The organism is Fibrisoma limi BUZ 3 (assembly GCF_000296815.2).
Classification (GTDB): Bacteria; Bacteroidota; Bacteroidia; order Cytophagales; family Spirosomataceae; genus Fibrisoma; species Fibrisoma limi.
Map to the genome: position 1 here is coordinate 884,917 of NZ_CAIT01000009.1, position 25,725 is coordinate 910,641.

Here is a 25,725-nt window from a genome sequence, read left to right on the forward strand (position 1 = left end):
ATGAATCATGGAACACGAACCGAATCGTTTCAGGACATAATCCGGGGCGACAAACCCGTACTGGTTGATTTTTATGCCGACTGGTGCGGTCCCTGCAAGATGCAGGCCCCAACGCTCAAGCAACTGGCCGACCGCATTGGCGACAAGCTGCGCATCCTCAAAATTGATATTGATCGCAGTCGGGCAGCCGCCCAGCAGTACCAGATCCAGAGCGTTCCGACCCTGATTCTTTTTAAAGAAGGCAAGATCATCTGGCGGCAGTCAGGCGTACAGCCACTGCAACGACTGGAAGCGATGGTTAAACCCTATGCAGGCTGAACACGCACAACCGGGCGGCTCTGTTCTATCATTTTACCAAACAAAAACTACAGGCATTGTCTTATTAAAGGTATCCAGCCGCGCTGTTCGTGGAGCGGTTGGTAGCAGTTTTAGTATTAACATAGCTACGTGGTACGATGAATGATAACCAGAAACAAGGTTTAGACGATGTGCGGCTGGATATCCAGTCTGTAAACTTTACCGTCGACGAAGATTTTCGGGATCGGGTGCTTCAGGCGCTGGCCAAACTCCGGCACTACTATAGTGGGGATGTCATTACGGCCGAAGTGTACATGCGTGTGGAGGCCCACCAACAGAACGATAAATCACTACGTATCAAATACGGGGTGCCGGGCAGCGATGTCGTTGCAGACGAAGACGGCGAAAACTGGGATCACCTGCTGAACAACGTAACGGCTAAACTCAAACGCCAGTTAGACAAGCGGTTTGGAAACTCTCAGAACCGCTACCGGAATCAATAAAAAACGTTTTGTGGCCTGCTGTGATAGCAGGCCACAAAACGTAATAGTTTTTTCGTCAGACGATTTCTCTTACTCACTTTGCCTGCTGCGCTAACCCAAAGTCCTTCAGGTTTGTCAGGGCAACTACGTTGATGATCTTCCAGCGGCCGTCAAGTTTCTCCAGCACCCGCGACTCCTTCGAGGTCGTCTTTCCGTGGCTGTCCAGCAGGGTCTGGTCGTAGGTCACAAACGCCATGCTGCCATTCTGATGGATGGTATAGTTCGCGTTCTGCACAGTTACCTTATCCGTCAATTTAGAACTCTTAAACTGGTTGGCAAACTGCTTTTCGAGGTTATTCCAGCCTTTGATCAGCATAAAATCACCTCCGTACAAATTAGCCGCAAAATGAACGTAGGGTTTGTGTGCCCAGGCACCCGCCCATCTTGCCTTATCGCGCTTAAAAAATCCTTCGGTCTCATCACGAAGCACTTGTTTGATAGCTTCCTGATCCGACTGAGCTAAACTACCCGTAACCGTGCCGAGCCAAACGGCAACTCCTAACAGAACGATTTTCATGGCCGAGAACGTTTAGTCCTCAATTAAGGTAGAGTATTTAATAGCAATAAACAAGTATTATTTTGTATTATTAGCAAATACTACGTTATGCATGCCGGCCCTAAAAACCGTTGGCTACCTCAATGGGTTGTGATACTACTCAACAAACTTGAAAAACGTCATGCGCTCACTCGTGCTCCTTCTTTTCATAAGTGGCTCGGCCCTGTCAACGGGTTTTGCCCAAAGTGATACGGTTAAAGCGAATCGGCCGGTCCGCTCCGCCCAGACTCATACGCCGATTCCCGGCGTTGACGCCCCGCTATCCGCCCCAGGTACGCTGCTCCAGTCGCCCCCGAACCCAAACGAAGCCGCTACGATTCAGCAGCAGCAGGGCAACCGGAAAACAGCCCCGCCGAGCGATCCGCGGGCTTTTGGTGTATCTATTCCCTTGGGTAAGACGAAGCGGGATACGTTACGGTAATGATTTGTGGAATACTTTAAAACAGAAAGCCCTGGTTTCAGGGCTTTCTGTTTTAAACTTATAAATAGTACGGTACTACGATCCACACATCTCGCAGCCCTCCGGATCGTCCAGTGAGCAGGTCATGGCGGCATAGTTCTGCTCAACATCGGATACCATCGGCAGCGGCTCCGGCTTGGGCTGCATGACGGCATGCTCCTTCGCGTACTGTACGTAGTCGAGGGGCTTTTCTACCGGTGCCGTTTCGGCCAGGGCCGGCTCCAGTTGCGGTTCGGCCTGCGGCTGAACGACGGTAAACTTAACGGCATCGGCAGCGGCCTTCGTGCGGAGGTAATACATACCCGTTTTCAGACCAGCTTTCCAGGCGTAGAAGTGCATCGATGTCAGCTTACCGAAGTTCGCATCCTGAATGTGGATGTTCAGCGACTGCGACTGGCAGATGTACGCACCACGGTCGGCGGCCATATCGATGATGTGCTTCTGCTTGATCTCCCACACCGTCTTATACAGATCCTTGATGTGCTGCGGAATACCCGGAATCGCCTGCACGGAGCCGTTCGCCAGAATCAGGTTGTTCTTCATGGCATCATTCCACAAGCCCAGCTTCACGAGGTCTTTCAGCAGGTGTTTGTTCACAACCACAAATTCGCCCGACAGCACGCGCCGGGTGTAGATGTTACTCGTGTACGGCTCGAAACACTCGTTATTGCCCAGAATCTGGCTCGTCGACGCGGTCGGCATGGGAGCCAGCAGCAGTGAGTTACGCACACCGTGCTCAACTACGTCTTTACGCAGCGCTTCCCAATTCCAGCGGTTAGATTTTGGCGTCACGCCCCACATGTCGAACTGGAAGATACCCTGCGAAATCGGTGAACCTTTCCAGGTTTCGTACGGACCATACGTCTTCGCTTCTTCCATCGACGCCGTCATGGCTCCGAAGTAGATCGTTTCGAAGATGTCCTCGTTCAGGCGACGCGCTTCCTCCGATTCAAACGGCATCCGCAGCATGATGAACGCATCGGCCAGTCCCTGCACACCCAGACCGATCGGCCGGTGGCGCATGTTCGACCGCCGAGCTTCCTCAACCGGGTAATAGTTCAGATCGATAATCTTGTTCAGGTTTTTAGTCGCCACCTTCGTGATTTCGAACAGCTTCTGGTGGTCGAACCGCAGCACGCCATCCGGGTCGCGCTTGATGAACTTCGGCAGGGCAATCGACGCGAGGTTACACACAGCCACTTCGTCGGGCGAGGTATACTCGATAATTTCCGTGCAGAGGTTCGACGACTTGATGGTGCCGAGGTTTTTCTGGTTCGACTTCCGGTTGGCCGCATCCTTGTAGAGCATATACGGCGTACCGGTTTCGGTCTGTGATTCCAGAATTTCGTACCATAGGTCCTGGGCTTTCACCGTCCGGCGAGCCCGGCCTTCGCGCTCGTAGCGGGTATACAGCTCTTCGAACTCGTCGCCGTAGCAGTCAGCCAGACCCGGGCACTCGTGTGGGCAGAACAGCGACCAAACGTCATTGGCTTCCACGCGCTTCATGAACAGATCGGGCGTCCAGAGTGCGTAGAACAGATCACGGGCACGTAGTTCTTCTTTACCGTGGTTCTTTTTCAGGTCCAGGAATTCGAAGATATCGGCGTGCCAGGGCTCCAGATACACGGCAAACGAACCTTTGCGCTTGCCACCGCCCTGATCAACGTAGCGGGCCGTATCGTTGAAGACACGCAGCATCGGCACGATACCGTTCGACGTACCGTTGGTGCCTTTGATGTACGTACCGGTAGCCCGTACGTTGTGAATGCTCAAACCAATCCCCCCCGCCGACTGCGAGATTTTGGCGGTCTGCTTCAACGTATCGTAAATTCCCTCAATCGAGTCATCTTTCATCGTCAGCAGGAAGCACGACGACATCTGCGGCTTCGGCGTACCCGCGTTGAACAGCGTCGGGGTAGCGTGCGTAAACCACTTCTCAGACAGCAGATTGTATGTTTCAATGGCCGCTTCCACATCCTCCATGTGAATACCCACTGCCACACGCATCAGCATGTGCTGCGGCCGTTCGGCGATCTTGCCGTCGATTTTCAGCAGATACGATTTTTCCAGCGTTTTATAGCCGAAATAGTCGTAACCGTAATCGCGGTCGTAGATAATGGTTGAATCGAGCAGAGCCGCGTGTTTGCGAACCACCTCATACACTTCTTTCGAAATGAGTGATGCGTTTTCGCCGGTTTTCGGATCCTCGTAGGTGTACAAGCGTTTGATGGTACTCGAGAACGACTTGTTCGTCTCTTTGTGCAAGTTCGAGATGGCAATCCGGGCCGCCAGGATCGCGTAATCCGGGTGCTTGGTCGTCATCGATGCCGCTGTCTCGGCCGCGAGGTTGTCGAGCTCGGTCGTTTTGACACCATCGTACAACCCGTTGACCACTTTCATGGCCACTTCGACAGGCTGGACGTAGGTAGAATCAAGACCGTAACACAACTTCTCGATACGAGCGGTAATCTTGTCGAACTTGACCGACTCCCGACGGCCATCACGTTTGACTACATACATAATCGTGTGGGGGTTAGCTGGTTATATTGTCGTAATATTGAATGCGGGACTTAGATGCGCTCTTAAAGTTCTGATGATTTAGACGGAAAAACAATCGGCTTAGTTCAGCCGTTTTGGCCAAACTTTGAAAAGTTAAACTCTACTCAACAGGTTAAGGAATTGTTAAGCACTACAGCTTAGCGACTTACCCTGCCATCGTCATCGACGAACACCGAAAAATAATAGAGCGAAATTTTTTCTGAATGGGCATAGCTTTTGACAGCCCTAGTGAGGATGTACAATCGTAATTAAATATATGAAACATTACCCACAGTAACAAGTTAAATCGGCCTTATTTCTAGCCAACGGTTACGATTTATACGTTTGATAATCAGCCACAAAAAGAACCTGTCAAATCACTTGCGTAACCCCACGAAACACGCTACCTTTGCAATCCTTTTCGGACGGAAACCGAAAAGATGACAAGAAACTGAAAGCAATACCATGAAAAAGGGCATTCACCCGGAGTACCGCGAGGTGGTATTCCACGACCTGTCGAGCGACTACAAGTTTGTGACGCGTTCGACGGTTCAGACCAAAGATACAATCGAGTTCGAAGGCCAAACCTATCCGCTCGTTAAGATTGAAGTTAGCTCGCAGTCGCACCCGTTCTACACCGGGAAGAACGTACTGCTCGATACGGCCGGCCGCGTGGACAAGTTCCGCAAGCGCTACGGCATGAAGTAAGCCAGTTTTACCCCAACAAAAAAGCGCCCCGCCGGAATCCGGGCGGGGCTTTTTGTTGATGGGTTACCTCAGAACCCTTCGTTCTGCTTCAGCGCCCGGTTATTGTCGATCTCGCGCTGCGGAATCGGCAACAACAGGTTCTTCGCCGTAAACGTCTTGTTGAAGACCGTCTTATGGCCTACAAAGTCATCCCAGTTCTTGGTCAGGTCGTTGCGCACTTTCCGCGTCCGGATCATGTCGAACCACATCTTGTCTTCGTAGCAAAGCTCAAAGTACCGCTCTGCCCAGACCGCCTTTTCGAACTCATCGACGTTGGTCGTCGTAACGGCCGGCAGCAGCGCCCGCGCCCGGATGTCGTTCAGCGCTTTCAGAGCCTGTGCATTTGGCTTACCCTCGGCCCGGTTTGACGCTTCAGCATACATCAGCATAACATCGGGTAACCGATAGATCGTGAAGTTGATATTCGCCTTGGCGTCATTGTCGATGGCCTGCTTGTCGAAATACTTGTAGATGTAGTAGCCACCCAGGTCCAGCCGCTCCCGACGGGGATCGCCCAGCGGATAATCAGACGGGTGCCCCTTGTAGAACGTGTAGAAAAACTGCTTTTCCTGCGCCCGCTTGTCGCCTTTCTCGAAGCTTTCGACGAACTCCTTCCGGGGCGTCAGGCCACCGTATTCGTCGGAGTAGGCTGCGATACCGCGCAGGGTCGGCAACGTAACGGGGGTCATGGTGTTGTTGCGGATGTCTTTCTCGTGCTGCACCTGGAAGATGAACTCACCCTGGTTCCGGTTGGCCGGGTTGATCATGTCCGTATACTCCTTGAAAAGCGTGTACGTACCGTTGTCGAGCAGTTCTTTAGACCGCTTCGCCGACTCGGCGTAGTACTGGTTGCCAGCCCGGACCGGGTAGCCGGCGTAGGTCAGATAGACGTCGGCCAGCAGCGCCTTGATCGCGCCCATCGACGCCCGCCCAGCTACGTCCCGCCAGGGCAGCGTTGACTTCTCGGCTTCGAGCAGGTCCGGAATGATGATCTCGTCGTAGATCTCCTTGGCCGGTGAGCGGGCCGTCTGTACATCGGCCAGGTTTGTGATCAGCGAGGTAATTTTCGGTATATCGCCGAACATCCGCACCAGTTGGAAGTAGTACAACGCCCGCACGAACTTAGCCTCAGCGATCATGTTCGTCTTCGTCGCTGCGGGCAGGGTAGTAAACTCCCCAATCTTCTGAATGGCCAGATTGGCGCGGGCGATGCCCGAATACATCCCCGACCACCAGTTATCGATGTAGAACGCCCGGGCATCGTACTCAAGATCATAGAACTTAAAGGCCTCGGTCTGGGAGTTTCCGTCGGCCTTACCCGTCACGAATTCCAGTAGCGACGCGTTGTTGCCGCCCCAGCCGCCACCTCCGTTGTTCCAGGTGGTAATGTTCGAATAGGCTCCGTCGACGAACGCCCGGGCAATCTCGGGGCTCGATACGTTCGACGATGTAGTCAATGAACCGGTGGGCACTTCTTCCAGGAAATCATTGCAGGACGACAGCGCCAGACCAACGGCAGTTACTGTATAAAACAGGTGTTTTTTCATAATGGTAGAGGGTTGACGTTTGACGTCCGGCAGCCAGCTACCGGGCGACAAACGTCGATCGTCAAACTAAAGTTAGAACGTCATATTCAGGCCCAGGTTGAACGTACGCGGACGCGGATACTGGAAGAACTCCATATTCTGCGTCAACTGATTACCGAAGCCGGTCAGTGCTTCCGGATCGTAGCCGGAGTAGTTGCTGACCAGGAAGAAGTTCTGCGCACTGGCGTACACGCGCAGCCGCTGGAAGTTCACCTTCCCGAAGCTGGTCGGCAGGGAATAACCCAGCACGATGTTCTGACCGCGGATAAATGACCCGTCTTCTACCCACCAGTCGTCCATGTGCGTATCGTAGCCGGCGTTATAGTGCCGGATCTGGGCGATCATGGTGTTCTGGTTTTCGGGCGTCCAGGCGTTCAGCACCGACCGGGAACTGCTGGCAATGGCCTGACGGTCCTCAACCGAGTGCTTGGTCGCGTTCAGCGTGTTGACACCCATCACAAACCGGATATCAAACGACAGATCGAACTTGCCCAACTGGAACGTGTTGTTGATGTTCATGTTCCACTTTGGGTACTGCCGCCCAATGATGGTTTCATCGGCCGCGTCGATTTTTCCGTCGTTGTTCAGATCAGCCCATTTGATGTCGCCCGGCAGGCGGTTGTAACGGGCCGCCAGATCAGCCTCTGCCATGCTGAACGTACCCAGTCGCTTGTAGCCCCAGAACGATCCGATTGGCTCGCCAACGCGCAGGATGTTCGTCTGGCCCAGGAACCACGGACCGGGGAAGATGTCGTCGTTGTTGACGCCCAGCTTCAGAATTTTACTCTCGTTGGCCGAAAACGCAATATTGGTTGACCAGTTGAACCGCTCCGTTGCAATGTTGCGGGTGTTCAGGGACACTTCGAAGCCCCTGTTCTCCACGGAACCAATGTTCTGCGTTACCCCACCCAAACCCGTCGACCAGGGGATAGGCGCGTTCAGCAGCAAATCTTTAGTGATCTTCTGGTAGTAGTCCATCGTCAGGTTAACGCGGTTGTTGAACAGGCCGATGTCGGCACCGATGTCAAGCTGATTGGTGTATTCCCACCGCAGATCCGGGTTCCCGAATGAACTCCGCCAGATACCCGTTTGCCGGTTACCGCCGAGCAGTACCGTACCCGTACCGAGGAATTGCTGCGATGCGTACTGGCCAATCTCCTGGTTACCGGTTTTACCGTAGCTGGCCCGCAGTTTCAGCGACGTCAACCACGACGTTGATTTCAGGAAACTTTCCTCCGTTACGTTCCAGGCAACGGCCGCCGAGGGGAAGAACGCGTATTTGTTATTCACCCCAAACTTCGATGACCCGTCGTAACGCCCCGTAAACGTAACCAGGTACTTGTCTTTGTAGCTGTAGTTCAAGCGGGCAAAGTAGGAATTCAATGTCCACTGCTGGTCGGTCGACGACGGTGTTCGCAACGTAGTACCGACCCCAAGGTTATGCCATCCCCAGAAATCATCGATGAAGTTTTCGGCGGCTGCGAAATACTGTTCCCAGTAGCGTTTCTGCCACGACAGACCAGCCAGTCCCGTAACGGTATGGACCTGATTGAACGTTTTGTTATAGTTCAGGTAGTTCTCGAACTGCCAGTAGTATTCCTGGTTGCTCCAGATGTCGGCCACCCCTTTCTGGTCGGCCGACAAGGCGTTCAGATCGCGTCCGGAGTAGTAGTTGTTTTTTTCGTATTTCAGTTCGTAGCTGAAATTGGTCCGCAGCGACAGATCAGGCGTAAAGGTCAGCAGGGAATAAATCTGGCCCAGTACCTGCGTCTTGGGGTTGAACCGCTGCCGCTGCTCGGTAATCCGAACCGGATTTTCCCCCCCTTCCATACCTGGCCAGTCTTTGTTCCGTCCCCAGTTGCCGTCGGGGTACTTAACCGGCAGGATCGGCAGCGCTTCCATGACCATCCGCGGTACGTTCAGACCACCCGAAGCATCGTCTACCTCGCGTTGCTGGGTTTTATTCAGGAAGATACTTCCGCCCAGCTTCAGCCACTTCCGTACGTCGTTGTCGAGGGTAAACTTGGCCGAATAGCGTTTGAACCAGGAGTTGCGCATCAAACCGCCCTGGTCGGTGTAGCCCAATGACAGGCTGTACGTTGTTTTTTCGCTGCCGCCCCGTACCCCCAGTTCGTGGTTCTGCGCGAAAGCCGGTCTGTAAATTTCGCGCTCCCAGTCGGTGTTATACAGGGGCCGTCCGTTGGCGTCAAACAGATTTGGGAAATCCTTCGGATCATTCCGCACGTATTTGCCATCGGCGAAGCCTTGTGGGTCGTATTTCTGCGCGTTGTCAAAAGCCGTGTTGTAGACCGACATGAACTCGTCGGCGCTCAACGTACCGAGGTATTTGGCCGGGGTGATGTACGACCCCCACGTATCGAAGGATACCTGCGTCTGGCCCGATTTACCGCGTTTGGTTGTGATAATGATGACGCCGTTAGCGCCCCGGGCACCGTAGATAGCCGTTGCCGACGCATCTTTCAGGACCTCGACAGATTCAATATCGTTCGGATTGATCAGGTTAGCGTTTGATACGCCGATGATACCGTCCACGACGTAGAGCGGATCGAGGTTTGAGTTGATGGAGCCAACCCCGCGAATCCGTACCCGGGGCTGATAACCCGGCGCTGATGAGTTCACCGACACATCGACCCCCGGTAGTCGTCCCTGCAGCGATTGAGCTACGTTCACGGCCTGACGGTCGAGCAACCGATCCCCTTTGATTTGGGACACCGAGCCGGTCAGATCGCTTTTCCGGACCGTACCATACCCGATCACGACGACTTCGTCGAGGTTGCGGTTGTCGGATTGCATCGTTACGTCGAGTACTTCGCGGTTACCCACGGCAACTTCCTGCCGCGTATAGCCAATGGAACTGAACACCAGGGTCGCGTTACCATCCTGTACATCAATCTGGTAAGCACCGTTCGCATCGGTGGTAGAACCCCGACTGGAACCCTTCTCGACTACGTTGACACCCGGCAGGCCCATTCCGGATGCATCGCGGACGACCCCGCGTACACGAAAGGCTTTTGGCGAGTTACCATCGGCATAAGTCGAATACGTTACTGTTAATAATAAACAAAGAGTAATCAGCCAACGTAATTTTTCCGTGACTACTACCCGCGAGCAGGATAAAAACCTTTTCATAGAGGAGTAAGGAAATGGTTAAAAGTAGAAAATAGACGTGCAACCGCTCCATTAGAAGCGTTTCGAAGGTTGCCTGAAGGAGGCATTGTGCGACTTTAAACTGAATCAGCCAGTAACCAGATGTAGGTATTGTTTCATGCGTTTTTCATAAGTGGTTCAGGAATAAATAGCCATAAAACTCAATAGATAGTACAAAAAGCCACTTATACGTATTACGTTACTTATGATAAGCTCCAATTTTTAAATTTTTTTAATAATAAAATACAAGTTTATAAATACATACTTTAAGTAATTTTCACAGAGTATAAATACAAAGCCCACAGGTTTTAAATTTAAAATTCATGTTTATCTATCTTATTTATAGATATTTCTCATAAAAGAAAAGGTCCTGGTGTACGCACCAGGACCTTCAAAAAATAATGATGTAAATTACTTAGTTAGGATAACCCGGATTCTGAGTCTTAAGATTCGGGTTATTCAGCATTTCCTGTCGGGGCAGCGGAAGCAGTAAATGCTTTTCCTGCAGCCTTATGTTCTGGGTCTGGTTGATAATGTGCCCAACAAAGTCGTCAAAGCGTTTCGTTTGTTGGTTAAATACCTTCCGCAGACGAACCATGTCGAACCAGGTAATTTGCTCGTAGCACAGTTCATACCAGCGCTCCCGCCAAACGGCTTCCCGGAAGCTGGCTTGGTTGAGCGTACCCAGAGCCGGGGTCGTTAGCTTGGCGCGGTCACGAATGCGCTTCAGGGCGTCGTACGCAGCCTGGGTTGGGCCGCCCACTTCGTTCTGCGCTTCAGCATAAATCAGCAGCGTCTCGGCGAAGCGAATTTGCGGTACGTTCAGGTTGTTCAAACGCGTACCGGGCGAGTTCCGTGTTCCGTTCGACGTCCGGTTGAAGTGTTTGAATACATAGGGGGCTCCCAGGTTAAACGGCTCTCCGGTCCCATTGAGGAAGTAGGTCGTGTAGAACCACCCTTCCTGGTCCTTCGTCCGGAGGTCGCCGGCTTCAAACGAATCGTAGAACGAACGTGTCGGAACTGAGCTACCCGTACCCGTTGGGCCGTTGAAGTTAATGGGCTTGAAGTTGGCGTAGAAGTTGTCCATCGGATTACCCGCCACTACCGCATTGTACTGAATCATGTACAGGTGCTCGGTCCGGTTCTTCAGGCTCTCGCGGTGCACGTCCTCATACGTCGGGAACAGGTTGATCGTTGAGGGGTTGGCATTGGCGTAGGTGATCACTTCCAGCGCCTTGTCGGCCGCCAGTTTATAGTGCGTTGCGCCTTTGCTCAGGGGGAAGCCCGCCATGGTCAGGTACACCTTAGCCAACTGCGTTTTCACGGCTGCCAGGTTAACCCGTCCGCTCACGTCCATCCAGGGCAACCCGGCATTTTCGGCTGCGGTCAAATCCTCAATGATCAGTTTATACACTTCTTCCTGCGACGTCCGTGATGGCAGGAAATCGGCGGAGCCAGCCGTTTGCGGCTTCGTAATCAACGGAATATCGCCCCACAGCCGAACGGCCGTAAAGTATGCCGTTGCACGCAGGAACCGTGCTTCACCCAAAATTTTCGTTTTCTGGGCTTCGGGCATCGGCGTGATAGCCGGCACCCGGTCGAGCAACTGGTTCGCCTGGGCAATAACCCGGTACAGACCATTCCAGTAGTTAACGATGTGAATCGTATTCCCATCGTGCGACACGCTGTACAGGTTGTTTAGATCCGAGTTCTGCGCCGTTTCGGTCGTCGACGTACCAGTCATGGCTTCCAGCAACTGCCAGTTGGTCGAGAAGATACCGGCGCCACCACCAATGAACCGCGTATCGGCATAAACGGCTGCCAGAGCCGCTTCCGCGTGGTCAGGGATGGTATAGAAGCTATCAGACGTCAGGTTAGAAGGTGCCTGCTCATCCAGGAAATCGGAGCAACCGACGGGCCCGAGCAATACGGCTCCGCACAGTAGCGCCTTACTAAGGTTTTTTACAATTGTATGTTTCATAATACACGTAATTCAGTTGAGTGGGTTTAGGATTAAAGCGTTACCTGTAAGCCCAGCAGATACGTAGTGGGTTTCGGATAGTTGTGCCAGATCATACCCTGCGAGAAGGCACTGCTGCCATCGCCCTGGTTGGTCGGGGTAACTTCCGGATCGCCGATGATGGCGGGGTCATCAACCAACAGGAAGAAGTTCTGCACAGTACCATATACCCGCAGGCGACTCAGTTTCCAGCGGTTAGTTAGCTGGCTGGGGATTGTGTAACCCAGCAGTACGTTCCGACCACGCAGGAACGATCCATCTCTAATCCAGTGGCTGTCTACGTTGGTTACGTAGCCCGCACGCGTCTCCCGAATTTCAGCAATAGGTGTGTTCTGGTTCTGTGGCGTCCAAGCGTTCAACACTGATGTGTAGCTGTTGGCGATGGCCTGGCGGTCTTCACTCGGGTGCAGGTTCATCAGCATGACGTCGTTGCCGTACATGAATTGCAGATCGAGCATAGCATCGAAGTTGCGGAACCGGAAGTTGTTGATCACGGCCCCCCAGCCTTTCGGGCTACCGTTACCGATGATGCTACGGTCAGCGTCGTTGATAACTTTGTCACCGTTCACGTCCAGGTACTTGATGTCGCCCGGCAGAATCGTCAGACCGTTCCGGTAGCTGGTGAACTTGGCGGCTTCTTCACGCTCCGCTTCGCTCCAGGTTCCCAGACGGGTCAGGCCCCAGAATGAACCAACCGGCTCGCCTACACGAATGATGTTGGTCGGGTTGGTGAAGTTCGGACCACCCACGCCGAAAATATCCGACGGAGTTGCCAGAGCCAGTACTTTGTTGCGGTTCAGCGACAGGTTAAACGCGGTGCTCCAGGTGAAACCACCCCGGTCGACGTTGATGGTGTTCAGGTTAAATTCAAACCCTTTGTTTTCCATCGAGCCTACGTTGCGCCGGATGGTAGCGTATCCGCTCGATTGCGGCACGGGTGCATCCAACAGCATGTCGGTAGTTTTCCGGTAGTAGTAGTCAGCTTCCAGCGTGATGCGGCCTTTGAACAAGCCAAGTTCTACGCCCACATCAGTCTGAGCCGTTTTTTCCCACCGCAGATCCGGGTTGGCCAGACGGCTGATACCCGTACCGCCAATCCGCGTATCGTTGTAGATGGCTGAGTAGTTTGAGCTCAGCAACGCCAGCGATGTATACGGCGGAATTTCGGAGTTACCCGTCAGACCGTAGCTGGTCCGCAGTTTCAGGTTCGAAACGATTGGGTTAGTTTTCAGGAAGTTTTCTTCCGACACCCGCCATGCCAACGCGGCTGAGGGGAAGAACGCGAACTTGTGGTTTTCCCCGAACTTCGACGAGCCATCGGCCCGACCCGTTACCGTAAGCAGGTATTTGTTCTTCAAACCGTAGTTAATCCGACCGAAGTACGAGTTAAAGGCAAACCGCGACGCCCCCGATGACACCTGGGGGTTTGTAGCCCCTGCGCCCAGGTTATTAAACCCAAAGTAGTCGGTAGCGAAGTTATTAACGCTGGCCCCCATCGCAAAGACGTTCGTTTCCTGCCATGAGATACCGGCCAGGGCCGTAATGTCGTGGTCAGCACCAATCTGCTTGTTATACGTCAGGTAGTTCTCCAACGACCAGAAGCTTTCTTTCCGGTTGCTGGTCGACGCGTTACCGTTACCACCAATGTTCAGCGTACGGGTCTGCGACTGGTTGTTTTCCTGCGTCAGGATGTTAACGCCCAGTACGGTGCGCATCTCCAGGCCTTTGGCAAACGTAATGTTCGAGTACAGGCTACCCAGCGTCGTCTGAGTGTTCAGAATGTACTTCCGGCCCATCAGGCGGTGTACCGAACTGAACGTACCCTCAGCACTTGGATAATCGCGGTTATTGGCGTAGGTACCATCGGCGTACTTAACCGGCAGGAACGGGAAGTCTTCTACAGCCTGACGAGCCACAGCATCGTTAATATCGACCAGGTTTTCTGTCTGGCTATTGTAGCTCAGCGTACCACCAATTTTCAGCCATTTTTTCACCTGATCGTCGATGGTGAATCGGCCTGAGTAGCGGGTCATGTACGAGGTCTTGATCAGGCCCTGATCGTCGCGGTAGCCAAGCGACAGCGAATACTGCGTCCGCTCATTACCACCACTGAAACCTAGCTGATGGTTCTGCGACAGCTTGTTCTGAGTCGTTTCTTTGAACCAGTCCGTGTCATACAACGGATTCAGATTGGCATCGAACACGCCCGGAAACTTAGCCGAGTAGTCCTTACGCCGTTGAATCGGGTCCAGCGACTTATACTTGCCTTCTGCCCAGCCCTTCGGGTCATACTTGGCAATGTTTGCATACGCCAGATCTTCGACAGCCAGATACTGCCGGGCATTTAACACACGCGGCCGGTTAGGGCCGATCGTATTTACGCTGAAATCCGCGTTGTAGGTCACCTGCCCTTCGCCGGCTTTCCCTTTCTTGGTCGTTACGAGGATAACGCCGTTGGCACCCCGTGCCCCGTAGATAGCCGTTGACGATGCGTCTTTCAGTACCTCAATGGATACGATGTCGTTCGGGTTGATGTAATCGATTGCGTTTGTGAACTGGTTCTGGTTACCCTGCGGCAGCATCACCCCGTCAACTACGTAGAGCGGGTTATTCGAGGAGTTGATCGAGCTGAAACCCCGAATCCGAACGGTAGTCCGACCGCCGGGACGACCTGAGTTATTGTTGACCTGCACACCCGGCAGACGTCCCGCCAGCGCCTGGTTCAACGACGGAGACGGACGCTCCAGAAGCTGATCTGCCTTTACGGTACCCACTGCACCGGTCAAGTCCGACTTCTTGGTGGTACCGTAACCGATCACGACGACTTCGTCGAGGCTGCGTTCGTCGCTTTTCATTGAAACGTCAATGACTTCCCGATTCCCGACGGCTACTTCCTGACTGATGTAACCGATTGAACTGAACACAAGCGTAGCATTACCGCTTTGTACTTCGAGCTGATAGGCTCCGTTGGCATCGGTCGTAGAACCACGGGTAGAGCCTTTTTCAACTACGTTAACGCCGGGCAAACCGGCTCCGCTGGCATCACGAACGGTACCACGTACCCGAAAGACGACCGCCGGATCGTTGCCGGCATAAGTGGTTTGCAGAAGAAACAGGCACAAGCCAAGCAACAAAAGAGGTTGCACCCTGGCCTTGGCCCAAAGCTGGGAGGTAGAGAGTTTCATAAAATTAGTCAAGTAGGTTCGAAAAAATAGGCGTACAATCGCTTTTAAGAAAGCGTTCAAGCATTAAGCGGACAGAATAAATGGCGGAAGAGACCGCAGGAGAACTGATTACTGTAGGGGCAGTAAAGCACTGCTTCATAGGCTAATTGTGATGGTTTAATTATAGCCAACCTGACAAATCAGGCTGATTACGGGGTAAAAAGACATAGCCACAGACTACCTACTCATGATTATTTTTAATTACTTAAGTTAGTATAGCTAAGTAGTTCTTGCACACCAGCCCTTGTGTTGATGGTTCTCAGAGAGGTGTTTACTTTTACGTTATGACGTATATTCAAACCGATACCTACCGCATTCGTAGCGCTGAACTCGATGCAAACGGCCGCCTGAGCGTTCCGGCGTTAATGAATATGATGCAGGAATCGGCCAACCGTAATGCACTCGATTACAGCATTGGTATTGCAGATCTGGCACAGCATAGTTTTGGATGGATGCTGATGCGGCTGCGGATCAGCCTGTATCAGTATCCGCTCTACGGCCAGTCCATCCGAATAACAACGTACCCTACAGCCGTCGATAAGTATTTTATCTACCGTGATTTCAATATCATGACCGAAGACGGCACCCAACTGGCCGACGCATCCAGTACGTGGCTTACATTCTCGATGGAGCGCCGAACGATGGTGCCGCTACCCGAGTTTATTCGCCAGATCACCCTGCCAACCAACATTAATCCGCAGTTGAAACTGTTGCCTAAACCGGATTTTCTGCCGCCCGACGGGGAACCCGCCAAATCCATTGATGTTGGTTGGTTTGATATTGATCAGAATCAGCATACCAACAACGTAGCGTATGTGCAATGGTTACTGGAAACGGTGAATGATACCACGCTGCAAATGAAACAATTGTCGGAATTAGATGTATTTTTCCGCACCGAAAGCCACTGGCACGATCGCCTGCAAATCCGGTCACGGCCGGAGTCGTCGGAGTCGTGGCTGCACGGAATAAGGCACGCCACCACGGGCAAAGATGTGTTGCTGGCCCGCAGCCGGTGGCGAGGTAGTTTTTAGTTTGTTGTTTGAGGTGTGTGGTTTGTAGTTCGTTGTTAATAGCTACTCAGCGTCGAACCACACACCACACACTTCAAACAACAAACATCTAACTTGTTACAGAATATGACCGCATCACCAACTCAAACCAAGACGTTAGCCGCCGTTCTCGATGGCCTGATGCGCCGGTACCGGGAGCGCGTTCCCGACGTGCAGGGCATTTTTGACGCTATGCTCAATGAGGGCATTATCCAGTCGCCCGAGGAGATTGAAAACGACCACATTGCGTTTCGAACGATGGGGGTTCCAAACCTGGGCATTGCCTCGTTCGAGAAGATATTTCTGCATTACGGATACGAGAAACGTGATGAATACAATTTCACCGAAAAGAAACTGACGGCCTACTGGTATGCGCCCCCCGAGCCGCAGTTTCCCCGCATCTTCGCCAGTGAACTGCGGGTGCCGGAACTCTCGGATACGGCCCAGCAAATAATTCATCGCTATACCGACACCGTCACGAGCGATCCGGTCGATGCGCTTGACCTGGACGATGCCGGGGCCGTTGATCAGTTTCTGCACCAGCCCTTATGGACAACGCCGACGCTAAGCGATTATCAGACCCTGCTGGCCGAAAGCGAATATGCGGCCTGGGTAATCTACAACCGGTATTACCTGAACCACTTTACCATCAGCGTACACAACCTGAAACCCGGCTATAGCACCATCGACGAGTTTGTGGCGTTTCTGGAGCGCCGGGGCTTCCGACTCAATTCGGCGGGCGGCACCATCAAGGTCAGCCCGGACGGGGATCTGCGGCAGTCGTCAACCGTTGCGCAGATGATTGATGCCGAGTTCGCTGGGGGAGAAACATTCCGGATTGCCGGCTCTTACGTCGAATTTGCCGAACGGCGCGTCCTGCCCCCCTTCCGGCACCTGCCCGCAGATCAGGTTCGGCGCGAACACCGTCGCGAAGGATTTGAGACAGGTAATGCCGACAAGATTTTTGAAAGTACATTCACCACCCAGACAGGGAAATAGGTTTATGTTTCAAGTTCCCGGTTTGAAGTCAACTGGTTAACCTCGAACCGGGAACTTGCCCCTGCTACTGTACCAAATCCTGCCATGAAAAAGACAATATTACTCTTATTTACCGGGCTGCTATCGGCCTCGGTGGCCCTGGCGCAAAAAGCCGCACCGGTAGGCCTAGAATTATACAGTTTCCGCAATCAGTTTGCGAAAGACGTACCCGGCACGATGGCCAAAGTAAAGCAAATGGGCTTCCGCGAGGTCGAAGTGGCTGGTACGTATGGCCTCAGCCCGGCCGAATTTCGGAAGCTACTTGACCAGAACGGATTAAAAGCCATTGGCATAGGGGCCAGCTTCGAGGACCTCGACAACAACGTACCGAAGGTAATTGCCGAAGCCAAAGCTCTCGGAGCCAAATACGTCGTCTGCTTCTGGATTCCTCATCCTGGCGATACGTTCACCATCCAGGATGCTGACCGGGCCGTTGATGTATTCAATACGGCCGGGCGGCTGCTGACCGACAATGGTTTGTCGCTCTGCTACCACCTCCATGGCTATGAATTCCAGACGTACCAGAACGGCACCTTTTTCGACTATCTGGTTGAGAATTTTGACCCCAAGCTGGTCAACTTCGAGATGGACGTATTCTGGGTGGCACAGCCGGGTAAAGACCCCGTAGCCTTGTTGCAGAAATACCCGAAACGGTTTCCACTCATGCACCTCAAAGACCGTAAGCCGGGTACTCCGCCGAGTAATAGCGGTCACGCCGACGTAGAGTCGAACGTAGCGCTGGGGCAGGGCGACATCGGTATTGCCGCTATCATGAAACAGGCGAAGAAATCGGGCGTGAAGCACTTTTTCATTGAAGACGAGTCGTCGCGTTCGATGGAGCAGATGCCCCAGAGTCTGGCGTTCCTGTCGAGTTTGAAATAGACCAGGCTACGACCAACAAAACGCCCGACCGTAGTGTTACGGTCGGGCGTTTTGTGTCGGGATATCTATATTTTTCTGGCTACAATTTCCAGCCGGGTTCCCTGCTCGGATACATCAATATTGATATTCCGTCCATCGGCCGTACCCAGCTTGACGTTATCCTGATAGAGTTCGAATGTATTACCAGTCTGACGAAGCTCAATTTCGCCAAGATCTGTTTCGTCGGGTTGTTGCCCGGTGACGCGTAGCGTGAGCCTCATTGTAACGGCGTTAGGCTTTCCTGAAACGTTCGTAGCAACTAATGAGCCTGAAATTGAATTACTTCCTTGTGTGATCGGAAGGTTGAGCTCAAAACTATCGGGAGTACCGTCAGACAAAGCCAGGCGCGTTACCTCATAATTGCCGGCTACCTGCTGCGGCTCAGGATCGCTATCTTTTTTACAGGCCGTGAACGCTACTGTAAAAAACAGCAGAAAAAGAAGATTTCTCATGAGAAAGGAGTCTTATAGTGCATCGGTAAATAAAGCAGTTTAAAGCTAATCTTTTCATATTTTATCGCGTCAATGGCACTGCTGATTGACTTACCGGTCATAGTTGGCCCGGAATCGGTTCAGATCCGGCCGAAAAGGCCGCTTGCGTTTAACTTCATAGTCGTAGATGATTCGGCCCAGATTCCCCATAAACGGCATACCAACTGAGTCGTATTCATACTTGTCGTCGTTGAAGATACCGTCCTCATTCACATAGATTACCGCCGACAGCAAGAACTCCACGTTCTTGTCGAAATCGACAATATACGCATTGTCGATCATGTATCCGTAGGCATCGCCCACCTTGTTGAAAATCCGGACGCCGTTCATCAGCGGTGTTTTCTGATCGCCCGCCAGCAGAAATTTACAATAGCTGTCGTAGTACGTCGAATCGTAGCGTGGATACGTGGTTTCTCGCGGCAACTGCGACAGGTACTGGTATAGAAACTGGTAATCGTCGGCCGTAAGATTGAAGCGTCGTTTGGGCGGTACATCGTCGGGGAAGAGAACCGCTTTCAGCATTTCCTGCTGCTCTTCCAGGGCAAAAAAGTTTTTGTCCGTAAAATCAAACGGCTGCCGAACCAGCGAATCCCGAATCATGTAACCCGTTCCACGTTTGATAGACGTAGCGGGCCGGAAGGTCTGCGAACAGGTTTTGGCAGGCTGTTCCAGCAGCGTCCGCTCACCATCAACGAAACTCACTGGATTGGTATGGCGGTTTTGCTCGACCGTAAACGGCACTGACAACCGATGCACAATCCGCACATCCCGGTAGCCTTTGCGGTGGAGCCGCTCGTTTATATCACACTGTCCGATAAATTCATAAAGCCGGTTAAACGCGTCATTATCGCTGACAAGCAGGATCTTTTTGGCGTAATGCGCCACCGACGGCAGACCGTTTGGTGCGGTGGTATCGCGCTGCACCATCGTCTGCCCATTGCCAGCCGCCTGGGTCAGCATGGTAGCGTTTTTATCGATCTTTATTTCGTTCAGTTTTTCCAGTGCCAGCAATACGGCGGGGAGCTTAACCGTACTGGCCGGATAGAAATACCGGTCTTTATCGACACGGTAGCGAAAACTGCGGAATGTCGGGCGATTCTGCTGGTCGCGGTTAATCTGCGTGTATAGAATCTGAACATCATATTTGGCAGGATTGCGAAGAACCGGCCCAAACAGCTCAGGGTTTTTGCGAAGCAGATCGTCGAGAAACCTGTCGGTCTTCTGGGCTGAGGTTGTAAACGCAGAGGTCGCAAAGAGTAAGCAGAGAACGCAGCGTTTACGCAGCGCCCTCTGCGCTTTTTCTCTGCTCTCGCTGCGTTTAACGAATAAATTCATTGACGTGTCCAGCTAAACGTTCTATGTCTTCAGATTCGTGGAAAGCACTGATAACGACGCGGGTATTAGCCCGATCGGCTGCGGTAGGATACGCGAATGAATACAGAAAAATACCTTTCTCCAACAGATACGGGTATAGTTCGTCGCGCTCGGTGTAAAAAACCGGATAGCCGGGGGCGTGCGTAAACAAACCGGTAGGCAGAAGTAACTCCTCGGCCAGTGCTACGTTACGTTGCAGTTTTTGCCACCCTTGCTGATACAGTTCATCACCCTTCAGGTAAGCACTCAGATAAGCCGGTGGTATGGGCGAACAACCGCCAAAAAATGGCGTCCGCCGGATAGACCCGAGTGTATTCGCATCTCCCAGAATAACCCCACCGGGCAGGCCCATAGCCTTCGCCAGCGACGCCGTAACGACCAGTCGAATCGATGGGATCTGAGGAATCTGCCGCCAGATACCACTTCCCTCCTCGCCGATTACCCCCAACCCATGCGAATCGTCCACAACCAGCGTAATCGGCTGTTCGGCAGGCAATTGCCTTACCCAATCAAACAAATACGCCTGCGACCGAACAGCGTCCAGCGAATTAAGCACGATGGCCACCCGGTCGGCGGTTGCCACAACATTGGGGAGTTGATCAGCCCACTCCGCAAACGAAACCGCGGGCGGGATCAGGTCAGGCTCGTGCCAGAGGGCGGGGTGCGTGTGGGGGCCGTACACGAATTCGTACCGTTGCGCCCGTAAGTAATTGACTACGGCCTGTCCAGCCATCATACCCGAGGAAAGCGTCAGGGCCGTTTCGGCTCCGACAAAAGCGGCCAACTTTGCTTCGGCATCCTGATAGACCTGCAACTGTAAATTTCCGTTGCGCGAGCTGCCGAAGGAGGTGCCGTAGCAGCCAATACTCTCCGTCAACAACTGTTGAAAAGCAATGCTTTGCGGTAAGCCGAGGTACGAGGTGCCGCTAAAAAAAAGGTAGTGTCGTCCTTCATGCCGGATGGTTCGGCCAGGCAGATGATCAACGGTGAATGTAGTACTCATTGGCTAAATATACGGCCCGCTCAGGCATGAATCAGTTTTACCCCGGTGCCATTTTCTGAAGAATAAACCACCCGACCGTTATCGAACGTAACACCCGTTGCCGGATCGTTGGCGATCAGCAGTGCGCCGTCCAGATCGGCGTAGTCGAGTAGGGGCAGCAGTTGCGCAATGGCCGAAATGCCCACGCTTGATTCGGTCATACAACCAACCATCACGCGCAGCCCCAGTTCCCGAGCGCGGGCGATCATCCGGCGGGCAGGCGTCAGACCGCCACATTTAGTGAGCTTGATATTGACACCGTGGAAGTACCCTGCGCAGCGGTCAACGTCGCTCTCGACAATGCAGCTTTCATCGGCAATGATGGGCAACACACTTTGCTGATAAACCTGCCGGGCTCCGTCCCAGTCGGCCGCAGGCAATGGCTGTTCAATGAACTCGACATCCAGCCCACTCAACACCTGCGCTTTCTGAATCGTATCATCTGCCGTCCAGCCACAATTGGCATCCACCCGGAAGCGGGCATTTGTGTGTTTACGGAGTTCCGCTACGGTCTGGAGGTCTGTCTCGGGTCGGCCCAGCTTGATTTTATACAAGGGCCAGGGCCATTCTTCCAGCTTCTGCACCATCCGCTCGGGCGTATCGAGCCCAATGGTATAGTTGGTCAGCGGACTACGAGCCGGATCGAGGTTCCAGAGTTGATACAACGGCTTTCCCTGCCGTTTTGCCCACAAGTCCCAGGCCGCCTGGTCAAGGGCACAAAGCGCAAACGGATTGTCCATCAGAAACGGCTGCATATCGGTCCAGAACTGCGCCGGGTCGGTGAAGGTATATGCTTCGATTTGCTCCTGAATGGCCGACAGCGCCGAAACCATCCCGTCGAGGGTAACCCCATAGTATCGGGTCGCCGTAGCCTCGCCAAACCCCCGAAACGTATCGTCGCGGAGTTCAACCACCAGCGAAGGCTGTACGTCGCGGCTGTCGTGGGCGATGGTAAAGGTATGTTTCAGACGTAGATCGAAGCGGTGAAAAAGCAACTGCATAGCTGACGAATAGGCAGCATTTTGATGTGGCTGCACACACCGCAAATAACCACACGAACGCATTACAAATGAGTATTCTTACCATTTTTTTAATCGCCAAACATCCAAAGCTTTCGTTCATGCGTAGGTTTTGGCGTTGATCGATCACACTTCATTACATATTTCACCATCTTAATAACAACAACATGAAATTAGGTAACGTAATGGGCGCTTTGTTTGTAGCTGCCCTGTCGCTGGGTACGGCAATGGCCCAGGAAAAGACCGTCACAGTAGGTGGCGCACCGATGTATCCGTCAAAGAATATTGTTGATAATGCCGTTAATTCAAAAGATCACACGACACTAGTAGCTGCCGTGAAAGCGGCCGAGCTGGTCGAGACGCTGCAGGGTGCGGGGCCGTTCACAGTATTTGCGCCAACCAACAAAGCGTTCGACAAACTGCCGAAGGGTACTGTTGAAACCCTGCTGAAGCCTGAGAACAAGAGCCAGTTGCAGGGCGTACTGACTTACCACGTGGTGCCGGGTCGCATTAGCGCCGAAGATCTGATGAAAATGATTAAGGACGGCAACGGCAAGGCTACGCTGAAAACGGCTGCCGGTGGTACGCTGACCGCGACAATGAAGGGCAAGAAAGTGGAAATCGTTGACGAAAACGGTGGTATGTCGACCGTAACAATCGCCGACGTATTCCAATCCAACGGTGTGATTCACGTAGTAGATACGGTGCTGCTGCCGAAAGCCTAAGGCGAGTAATTACAGACAAAACGCCCGGCGAGTTGGCCGGGCGTTTTTGTTCTGAATACGTCATTTATAACCGCCCGGCGGTTCCTCTGAGATCGACCAGGCCGTGGCGGAGGGCCTCCAGCACCATGCCGACCCGGCTTTTTACATTCATCTTCTGAAATAGCGACTCCCGGTAGCCATCCACCGTTCGGGGGGCAACGCACATTTTGTCGGCAATTTCAACGTAAGTCAGATCACTGCACGAAAGCTGCAGAAACTTGGCTTCGCGGTCGTTGAGTGTAATGGTATTTACCGTATCAGCCCCCGGACCATGCAGGCTGCGGACTAACCGCTCGGTCAGAAACTCCGAGTAGTGGGCGCCTTTGGTTCTGACGTCCTCCAGGGCGCGCCGGAACTCAGATGGCCGGCTGCCTTTCAACAGATAGCCGCTAACACCGTAGCGGATCATCCGGGTAACATCCTCATCACGATCGGACATTGACAAAGCCAGGATCTTTATCTCCGGGTAATGCTCCCGGAGGTACTTCGCCGTTTCAAACCCATCCATTTCGGGCATACTGATATCCAGCAGCAGAATATCCGGAATTTGCTTACGTTTCAAATGATTGATTAAGTCACGACCGTTCGCAGCTACGAACAGCATCTCGTAACCATCTATTTTTTCGATCAGTTCGGATAGGGCCTGGGCCATCAACAGATGGTCGTCGGCAATGGCAATGGTCGTAGGCATGGATTGAACAGGCTATGAGTGTTACTGCCTGAAAAGTAGCCGGTTACCACGCAAGACGCAATACCCAGATTTAGGTATTTTTTAGACGGCAGCCTGTTTCGGTAACACTATGTCAACTCGCGTTTGCTGCCCCGGCTCACTGCTGATGGTGCACGTACCACCAAGCAAACGAGCCCGCTGCTGAAGATTACGCAGCCCTGACCCCACTGTGTTGGCTGTTCGGGTACTTACTTCGTTTACATCGAAGCCTTTACCATCGTCGGTGATAATGAGTTCAAAGTGGTCGGACTGGTAACTGGTTGTGACCATGATAGCCTGCCCACCTGAATGTTTGATGGCATTATTGAGTGATTCCTGCGTCATGCGAAACAGAATTGTTTCGGCTTCTTCGCCAAGCGGATAGGGTGTACCGGCTACGTGCAGATACGTTCGGAAGCGGCCGGTACGTTCGATACGTTCCAGTTCGAGTGCCAGACTTTGCCGAAGCCCAAACCGCCGGACCGTATCGCTATCGAGCGTTTTTGAGAGCGCCCGGACATCCTGAATGGTGGTACGAACAACGTTAATGGTTTGCTCAATAGCATGGCGGTGCTCACTTTGTTCAAGCTCTTCATCGAGGCCGTTTAAATGCAGCATGGCTACGGATAGGAGCTGACCGATGTGGTCGTGAAGTTCGCGGCCAACTTGCTGGAGAGTCTGGTTTTGTATTTCGATTTGAGATTGTAGAATTTCGCGTTTAAATTGTTCTATGATAGCCTTTTTCTCACTTACATTTTGTTGTCGACGACGGTGGTAATAAATAATAAATCCGGCTCCAAAAACCACCATTGTTAGCAAAGCAATGCTACCTGTAACTAAAACAACTAGTATATCGTCAACCCGATCGGTAGTCATAGTCCCTGAAGTAGTTCAGCGTATGAGTAGCAATAACTACTAAATAAAAGATATAATAGAAAGCATATCCTGTATAATAGATCTGCGGTCCCATAGCTAATTTGTACTCGACAAAATAATTAAATGTTCCTAATATGAATAGATTACCAGTGAAGTATATAAGTATGCTTATAATAACCCAAAATGTACGATCATGTTCGGGACGATAATCATCTTCTTGCTGTAACAATTTTTTAAAATATACAAAGCACCAGTACACAACTAGCAAGCACTCCGCAATAAAGGCAATTGAATTATTCACCTCAATAGGCTCCCACATTAATTCACAAATAACGACAAATAGAAAATAAGTAAGTATAGACCACAATACTAGTAAGCTTAAGCTCTTTGAAGCAAACGTTTTAAAAAATATTAAGCTTAAGCACAAATATTCTATCGGTGTGAGTAAATGATAAATAAACAAATTGTTTTGATGAAGCTCATAATTAATATAATCAGCGAATATTTCAGCAGTAAAATGACTAGCAGTTAGCCAAATTAAAGGTTTTAGATTATAAGGAATCTTATCATATTTAACAACAAGAATAACTAACGCTATTAATAATAGCATTAAATATAATTGATCGGCCAAGCCAAGCTTAAAGAATAAACTAACCATATTTCGTGACTAGTCTATAAAGTATTCTTAGCTTTCTTTAACATTGAGTTTTGTCTTACCTATTGTTGTTGGGCAATTTGGATAACGGCAGGCAAGATTAAAATTTGCTAAGTCAGGATCTACAACTAAAGTGTTAGCATTCTCGTTGAATATGGTAATGTACGTAAAAGTACCTTCTTGTTTTTTGACTGGAGCGGCTATTAACGTTATATCAGATTTGCTATCACTGCTTGTCTTTTTGGCTAAGAATATTCTGATACCATCGTATCCACCGTCTAACACTTGCATGATAGCATCTCTAGTTAAAACTGCTGCTAAAAACATGTCATCATTTTCCTCTGCTCTATCCTTCAAGTAATCAAAGTAATGATCCAACTGTTGCTTAACCTCTCCGATAGAGATACACTGCTTTGAATCCCCAATATTGTTGATATGCTTCATAAGTATTTCGGTTTATTATTTAAGACCATAGCGAACATAATTATTTAAAAGCTTTGAGTCAATACCTAAAAAAGAATAACCGTTAATATAGACTACGATTCTGTTCTAGCACAACCACTTAAGTCTTATACTTCACACTAGATTTGTAAATACGGGAAATTTCCCGTATCCCTCTCCGTTAAAAACCACCCTCAAAACCAGCCAT

At 51.7% G+C, this 25,725-nt stretch carries 21 protein-coding genes; 8 read left to right on the top strand and 13 right to left on the bottom strand.

Annotation, left to right across the window (positions count from 1 at the left end):
• Together trxA and BN8_RS23230 are read left to right on the top strand one after the other, a co-directional pair.
• A complete protein-coding gene (trxA, locus tag BN8_RS23225) occupies nucleotides 1–318 on the top strand; it encodes a thioredoxin (RefSeq protein ID WP_009284393.1) in 318 nt (105 codons plus the stop codon).
• A 137-nt stretch (nucleotides 319–455) separates the two neighbouring features.
• Nucleotides 456–800 carry an HPF/RaiA family ribosome-associated protein gene (locus BN8_RS23230; protein WP_009284394.1) on the top strand — a complete coding sequence of 115 codons (345 nt, stop codon included), beginning with the start codon at nucleotides 456–458 and terminating at the stop codon, nucleotides 798–800.
• 73 nt (nucleotides 801–873) lie between these two features.
• Here BN8_RS23230 and BN8_RS23235 read toward each other — a convergent pair whose 3' ends face one another.
• Complete coding sequence (locus tag BN8_RS23235; RefSeq protein ID WP_009284395.1) at nucleotides 874–1,356, bottom strand: nuclear transport factor 2 family protein; 483 nt, start codon at nucleotides 1,354–1,356, stop codon at nucleotides 874–876.
• 160 nt (nucleotides 1,357–1,516) lie between these two features.
• Here BN8_RS23235 and BN8_RS23240 point away from each other — a divergent pair, with 160 nt between their 5' ends.
• Nucleotides 1,517–1,816: a superantigen-like protein SSL4 gene (locus tag BN8_RS23240; RefSeq protein ID WP_040006461.1), complete on the top strand. Its 300-nt coding sequence runs from the start codon at nucleotides 1,517–1,519 to the stop codon at nucleotides 1,814–1,816.
• A gap of 75 nt (nucleotides 1,817–1,891) precedes the next feature.
• On the opposite strand, the gene BN8_RS23245 is transcribed toward BN8_RS23240, so the two are convergent.
• Nucleotides 1,892–4,375, bottom strand: a complete 2,484-nt coding sequence (locus BN8_RS23245; RefSeq protein ID WP_009284397.1) for a ribonucleoside-diphosphate reductase subunit alpha — start codon at nucleotides 4,373–4,375, stop codon at nucleotides 1,892–1,894.
• Nucleotides 4,376–4,858: 483 nt separating this feature from the next.
• Between BN8_RS23245 and BN8_RS23250 the strand changes: the two genes are divergently transcribed.
• The gene (locus tag BN8_RS23250; protein WP_009284398.1) at nucleotides 4,859–5,101 is read left to right on the top strand and encodes a type B 50S ribosomal protein L31; all 243 of its coding nucleotides are present in this window, start codon (nucleotides 4,859–4,861) and stop codon (nucleotides 5,099–5,101) included.
• Between the two features lie 68 nt (nucleotides 5,102–5,169).
• Here the strand turns inward: BN8_RS23250 and BN8_RS23255 are convergent, their stop codons facing one another.
• The 4 genes from BN8_RS23255 to BN8_RS23270 form a co-directional block, all read right to left on the bottom strand.
• The gene (locus tag BN8_RS23255; RefSeq protein ID WP_009284399.1) at nucleotides 5,170–6,687 is read right to left on the bottom strand and encodes a RagB/SusD family nutrient uptake outer membrane protein; all 1,518 of its coding nucleotides are present in this window, start codon (nucleotides 6,685–6,687) and stop codon (nucleotides 5,170–5,172) included.
• Between the two features lie 72 nt (nucleotides 6,688–6,759).
• The gene (locus tag BN8_RS23260) at nucleotides 6,760–9,876 is read right to left on the bottom strand and encodes a SusC/RagA family TonB-linked outer membrane protein (protein ID WP_009284400.1); all 3,117 of its coding nucleotides are present in this window, start codon (nucleotides 9,874–9,876) and stop codon (nucleotides 6,760–6,762) included.
• Nucleotides 9,877–10,309: 433 nt separating this feature from the next.
• Nucleotides 10,310–11,875 carry a RagB/SusD family nutrient uptake outer membrane protein gene (locus tag BN8_RS23265; RefSeq protein ID WP_009284401.1) on the bottom strand — a complete coding sequence of 522 codons (1,566 nt, stop codon included), beginning with the start codon at nucleotides 11,873–11,875 and terminating at the stop codon, nucleotides 10,310–10,312.
• Between the two features lie 32 nt (nucleotides 11,876–11,907).
• On the bottom strand, nucleotides 11,908–15,099 hold the full coding sequence (locus BN8_RS23270) for a SusC/RagA family TonB-linked outer membrane protein (protein WP_009284402.1): 3,192 nt from the start codon (nucleotides 15,097–15,099) through the stop codon (nucleotides 11,908–11,910).
• A gap of 323 nt (nucleotides 15,100–15,422) precedes the next feature.
• Between BN8_RS23270 and BN8_RS23275 the strand changes: the two genes are divergently transcribed.
• The 3 genes from BN8_RS23275 to BN8_RS23285 all read left to right on the top strand — a co-directional run bounded on the left by BN8_RS23275 (nucleotide 15,423) and on the right by BN8_RS23285 (nucleotide 18,107).
• Nucleotides 15,423–16,169 carry an acyl-[acyl-carrier-protein] thioesterase gene (locus BN8_RS23275; protein WP_009284403.1) on the top strand — a complete coding sequence of 249 codons (747 nt, stop codon included), beginning with the start codon at nucleotides 15,423–15,425 and terminating at the stop codon, nucleotides 16,167–16,169.
• A gap of 105 nt (nucleotides 16,170–16,274) precedes the next feature.
• Nucleotides 16,275–17,186, top strand: a complete 912-nt coding sequence (locus BN8_RS23280; RefSeq protein WP_009284404.1) for a DUF1338 domain-containing protein — start codon at nucleotides 16,275–16,277, stop codon at nucleotides 17,184–17,186.
• A gap of 84 nt (nucleotides 17,187–17,270) precedes the next feature.
• Entirely contained in the window at nucleotides 17,271–18,107 is an 837-nt protein-coding gene (locus BN8_RS23285; protein WP_009284405.1) for a sugar phosphate isomerase/epimerase family protein, read from the top strand.
• A 65-nt stretch (nucleotides 18,108–18,172) separates the two neighbouring features.
• Here the strand turns inward: BN8_RS23285 and BN8_RS23290 are convergent, their stop codons facing one another.
• The 4 genes from BN8_RS23290 to BN8_RS23305 form a co-directional block, all read right to left on the bottom strand.
• Nucleotides 18,173–18,598, bottom strand: a complete 426-nt coding sequence (locus tag BN8_RS23290) for a hypothetical protein (RefSeq protein ID WP_009284406.1) — start codon at nucleotides 18,596–18,598, stop codon at nucleotides 18,173–18,175.
• Between the two features lie 90 nt (nucleotides 18,599–18,688).
• Nucleotides 18,689–19,972 carry a serine hydrolase gene (locus BN8_RS23295; RefSeq protein ID WP_009284407.1) on the bottom strand — a complete coding sequence of 428 codons (1,284 nt, stop codon included), beginning with the start codon at nucleotides 19,970–19,972 and terminating at the stop codon, nucleotides 18,689–18,691.
• A complete protein-coding gene (locus tag BN8_RS23300; protein WP_009284408.1) occupies nucleotides 19,956–21,014 on the bottom strand; it encodes an aminotransferase class I/II-fold pyridoxal phosphate-dependent enzyme in 1,059 nt (352 codons plus the stop codon). The genes BN8_RS23295 and BN8_RS23300 overlap by 17 nt, the downstream gene beginning before the upstream one ends.
• A 20-nt stretch (nucleotides 21,015–21,034) precedes the next feature.
• Complete coding sequence (locus tag BN8_RS23305; protein WP_040006462.1) at nucleotides 21,035–22,054, bottom strand: dipeptide epimerase; 1,020 nt, start codon at nucleotides 22,052–22,054, stop codon at nucleotides 21,035–21,037.
• 185 nt (nucleotides 22,055–22,239) lie between these two features.
• Here BN8_RS23305 and BN8_RS23310 point away from each other — a divergent pair, with 185 nt between their 5' ends.
• Nucleotides 22,240–22,797 (top strand): fasciclin domain-containing protein, encoded by a 558-nt coding sequence (locus BN8_RS23310; protein WP_040006463.1) that lies wholly within the window; start codon nucleotides 22,240–22,242, stop codon nucleotides 22,795–22,797.
• A gap of 64 nt (nucleotides 22,798–22,861) precedes the next feature.
• Here the strand turns inward: BN8_RS23310 and BN8_RS23315 are convergent, their stop codons facing one another.
• From BN8_RS23315 to BN8_RS23330, 3 genes are all read right to left on the bottom strand, one after another.
• On the bottom strand, nucleotides 22,862–23,527 hold the full coding sequence (locus BN8_RS23315; RefSeq protein ID WP_009284411.1) for a response regulator transcription factor: 666 nt from the start codon (nucleotides 23,525–23,527) through the stop codon (nucleotides 22,862–22,864).
• 81 nt (nucleotides 23,528–23,608) lie between these two features.
• Entirely contained in the window at nucleotides 23,609–24,331 is a 723-nt protein-coding gene (locus BN8_RS23320) for a sensor histidine kinase (RefSeq protein ID WP_310589798.1), read from the bottom strand.
• A 775-nt stretch (nucleotides 24,332–25,106) separates the two neighbouring features.
• On the bottom strand, nucleotides 25,107–25,520 hold the full coding sequence (locus BN8_RS23330; protein ID WP_040006465.1) for a hypothetical protein: 414 nt from the start codon (nucleotides 25,518–25,520) through the stop codon (nucleotides 25,107–25,109).
• Nucleotides 25,521–25,725: the final 205 nt, after the last annotated feature.

What these genes read in the sequence shown, in the direction of transcription:
- trxA (WP_009284393.1), top strand. Translation starts at nt 1, where the DNA reads ATGAATCATGGAACACGAACCGAATCGTTTCAGGACATAATCCGGGGC.
- BN8_RS23230 (WP_009284394.1), top strand. Translation starts at nt 456, where the DNA reads ATGAATGATAACCAGAAACAAGGTTTAGACGATGTGCGGCTGGATATC.
- BN8_RS23235 (WP_009284395.1), bottom strand. Translation starts at nt 1,356, where the DNA reads ATGAAAATCGTTCTGTTAGGAGTTGCCGTTTGGCTCGGCACGGTTACG.
- BN8_RS23240 (WP_040006461.1), top strand. Translation starts at nt 1,517, where the DNA reads ATGCGCTCACTCGTGCTCCTTCTTTTCATAAGTGGCTCGGCCCTGTCA.
- BN8_RS23245 (WP_009284397.1), bottom strand. Translation starts at nt 4,375, where the DNA reads ATGTATGTAGTCAAACGTGATGGCCGTCGGGAGTCGGTCAAGTTCGAC.
- BN8_RS23250 (WP_009284398.1), top strand. Translation starts at nt 4,859, where the DNA reads ATGAAAAAGGGCATTCACCCGGAGTACCGCGAGGTGGTATTCCACGAC.
- BN8_RS23255 (WP_009284399.1), bottom strand. Translation starts at nt 6,687, where the DNA reads ATGAAAAAACACCTGTTTTATACAGTAACTGCCGTTGGTCTGGCGCTG.
- BN8_RS23260 (WP_009284400.1), bottom strand. Translation starts at nt 9,876, where the DNA reads ATGAAAAGGTTTTTATCCTGCTCGCGGGTAGTAGTCACGGAAAAATTA.
- BN8_RS23265 (WP_009284401.1), bottom strand. Translation starts at nt 11,875, where the DNA reads ATGAAACATACAATTGTAAAAAACCTTAGTAAGGCGCTACTGTGCGGA.
- BN8_RS23270 (WP_009284402.1), bottom strand. Translation starts at nt 15,099, where the DNA reads ATGAAACTCTCTACCTCCCAGCTTTGGGCCAAGGCCAGGGTGCAACCT.
- BN8_RS23275 (WP_009284403.1), top strand. Translation starts at nt 15,423, where the DNA reads ATGACGTATATTCAAACCGATACCTACCGCATTCGTAGCGCTGAACTC.
- BN8_RS23280 (WP_009284404.1), top strand. Translation starts at nt 16,275, where the DNA reads ATGACCGCATCACCAACTCAAACCAAGACGTTAGCCGCCGTTCTCGAT.
- BN8_RS23285 (WP_009284405.1), top strand. Translation starts at nt 17,271, where the DNA reads ATGAAAAAGACAATATTACTCTTATTTACCGGGCTGCTATCGGCCTCG.
- BN8_RS23290 (WP_009284406.1), bottom strand. Translation starts at nt 18,598, where the DNA reads ATGAGAAATCTTCTTTTTCTGCTGTTTTTTACAGTAGCGTTCACGGCC.
- BN8_RS23295 (WP_009284407.1), bottom strand. Translation starts at nt 19,972, where the DNA reads ATGAATTTATTCGTTAAACGCAGCGAGAGCAGAGAAAAAGCGCAGAGG.
- BN8_RS23300 (WP_009284408.1), bottom strand. Translation starts at nt 21,014, where the DNA reads ATGAGTACTACATTCACCGTTGATCATCTGCCTGGCCGAACCATCCGG.
- BN8_RS23305 (WP_040006462.1), bottom strand. Translation starts at nt 22,054, where the DNA reads ATGCAGTTGCTTTTTCACCGCTTCGATCTACGTCTGAAACATACCTTT.
- BN8_RS23310 (WP_040006463.1), top strand. Translation starts at nt 22,240, where the DNA reads ATGAAATTAGGTAACGTAATGGGCGCTTTGTTTGTAGCTGCCCTGTCG.
- BN8_RS23315 (WP_009284411.1), bottom strand. Translation starts at nt 23,527, where the DNA reads ATGCCTACGACCATTGCCATTGCCGACGACCATCTGTTGATGGCCCAG.
- BN8_RS23330 (WP_040006465.1), bottom strand. Translation starts at nt 25,520, where the DNA reads ATGAAGCATATCAACAATATTGGGGATTCAAAGCAGTGTATCTCTATC.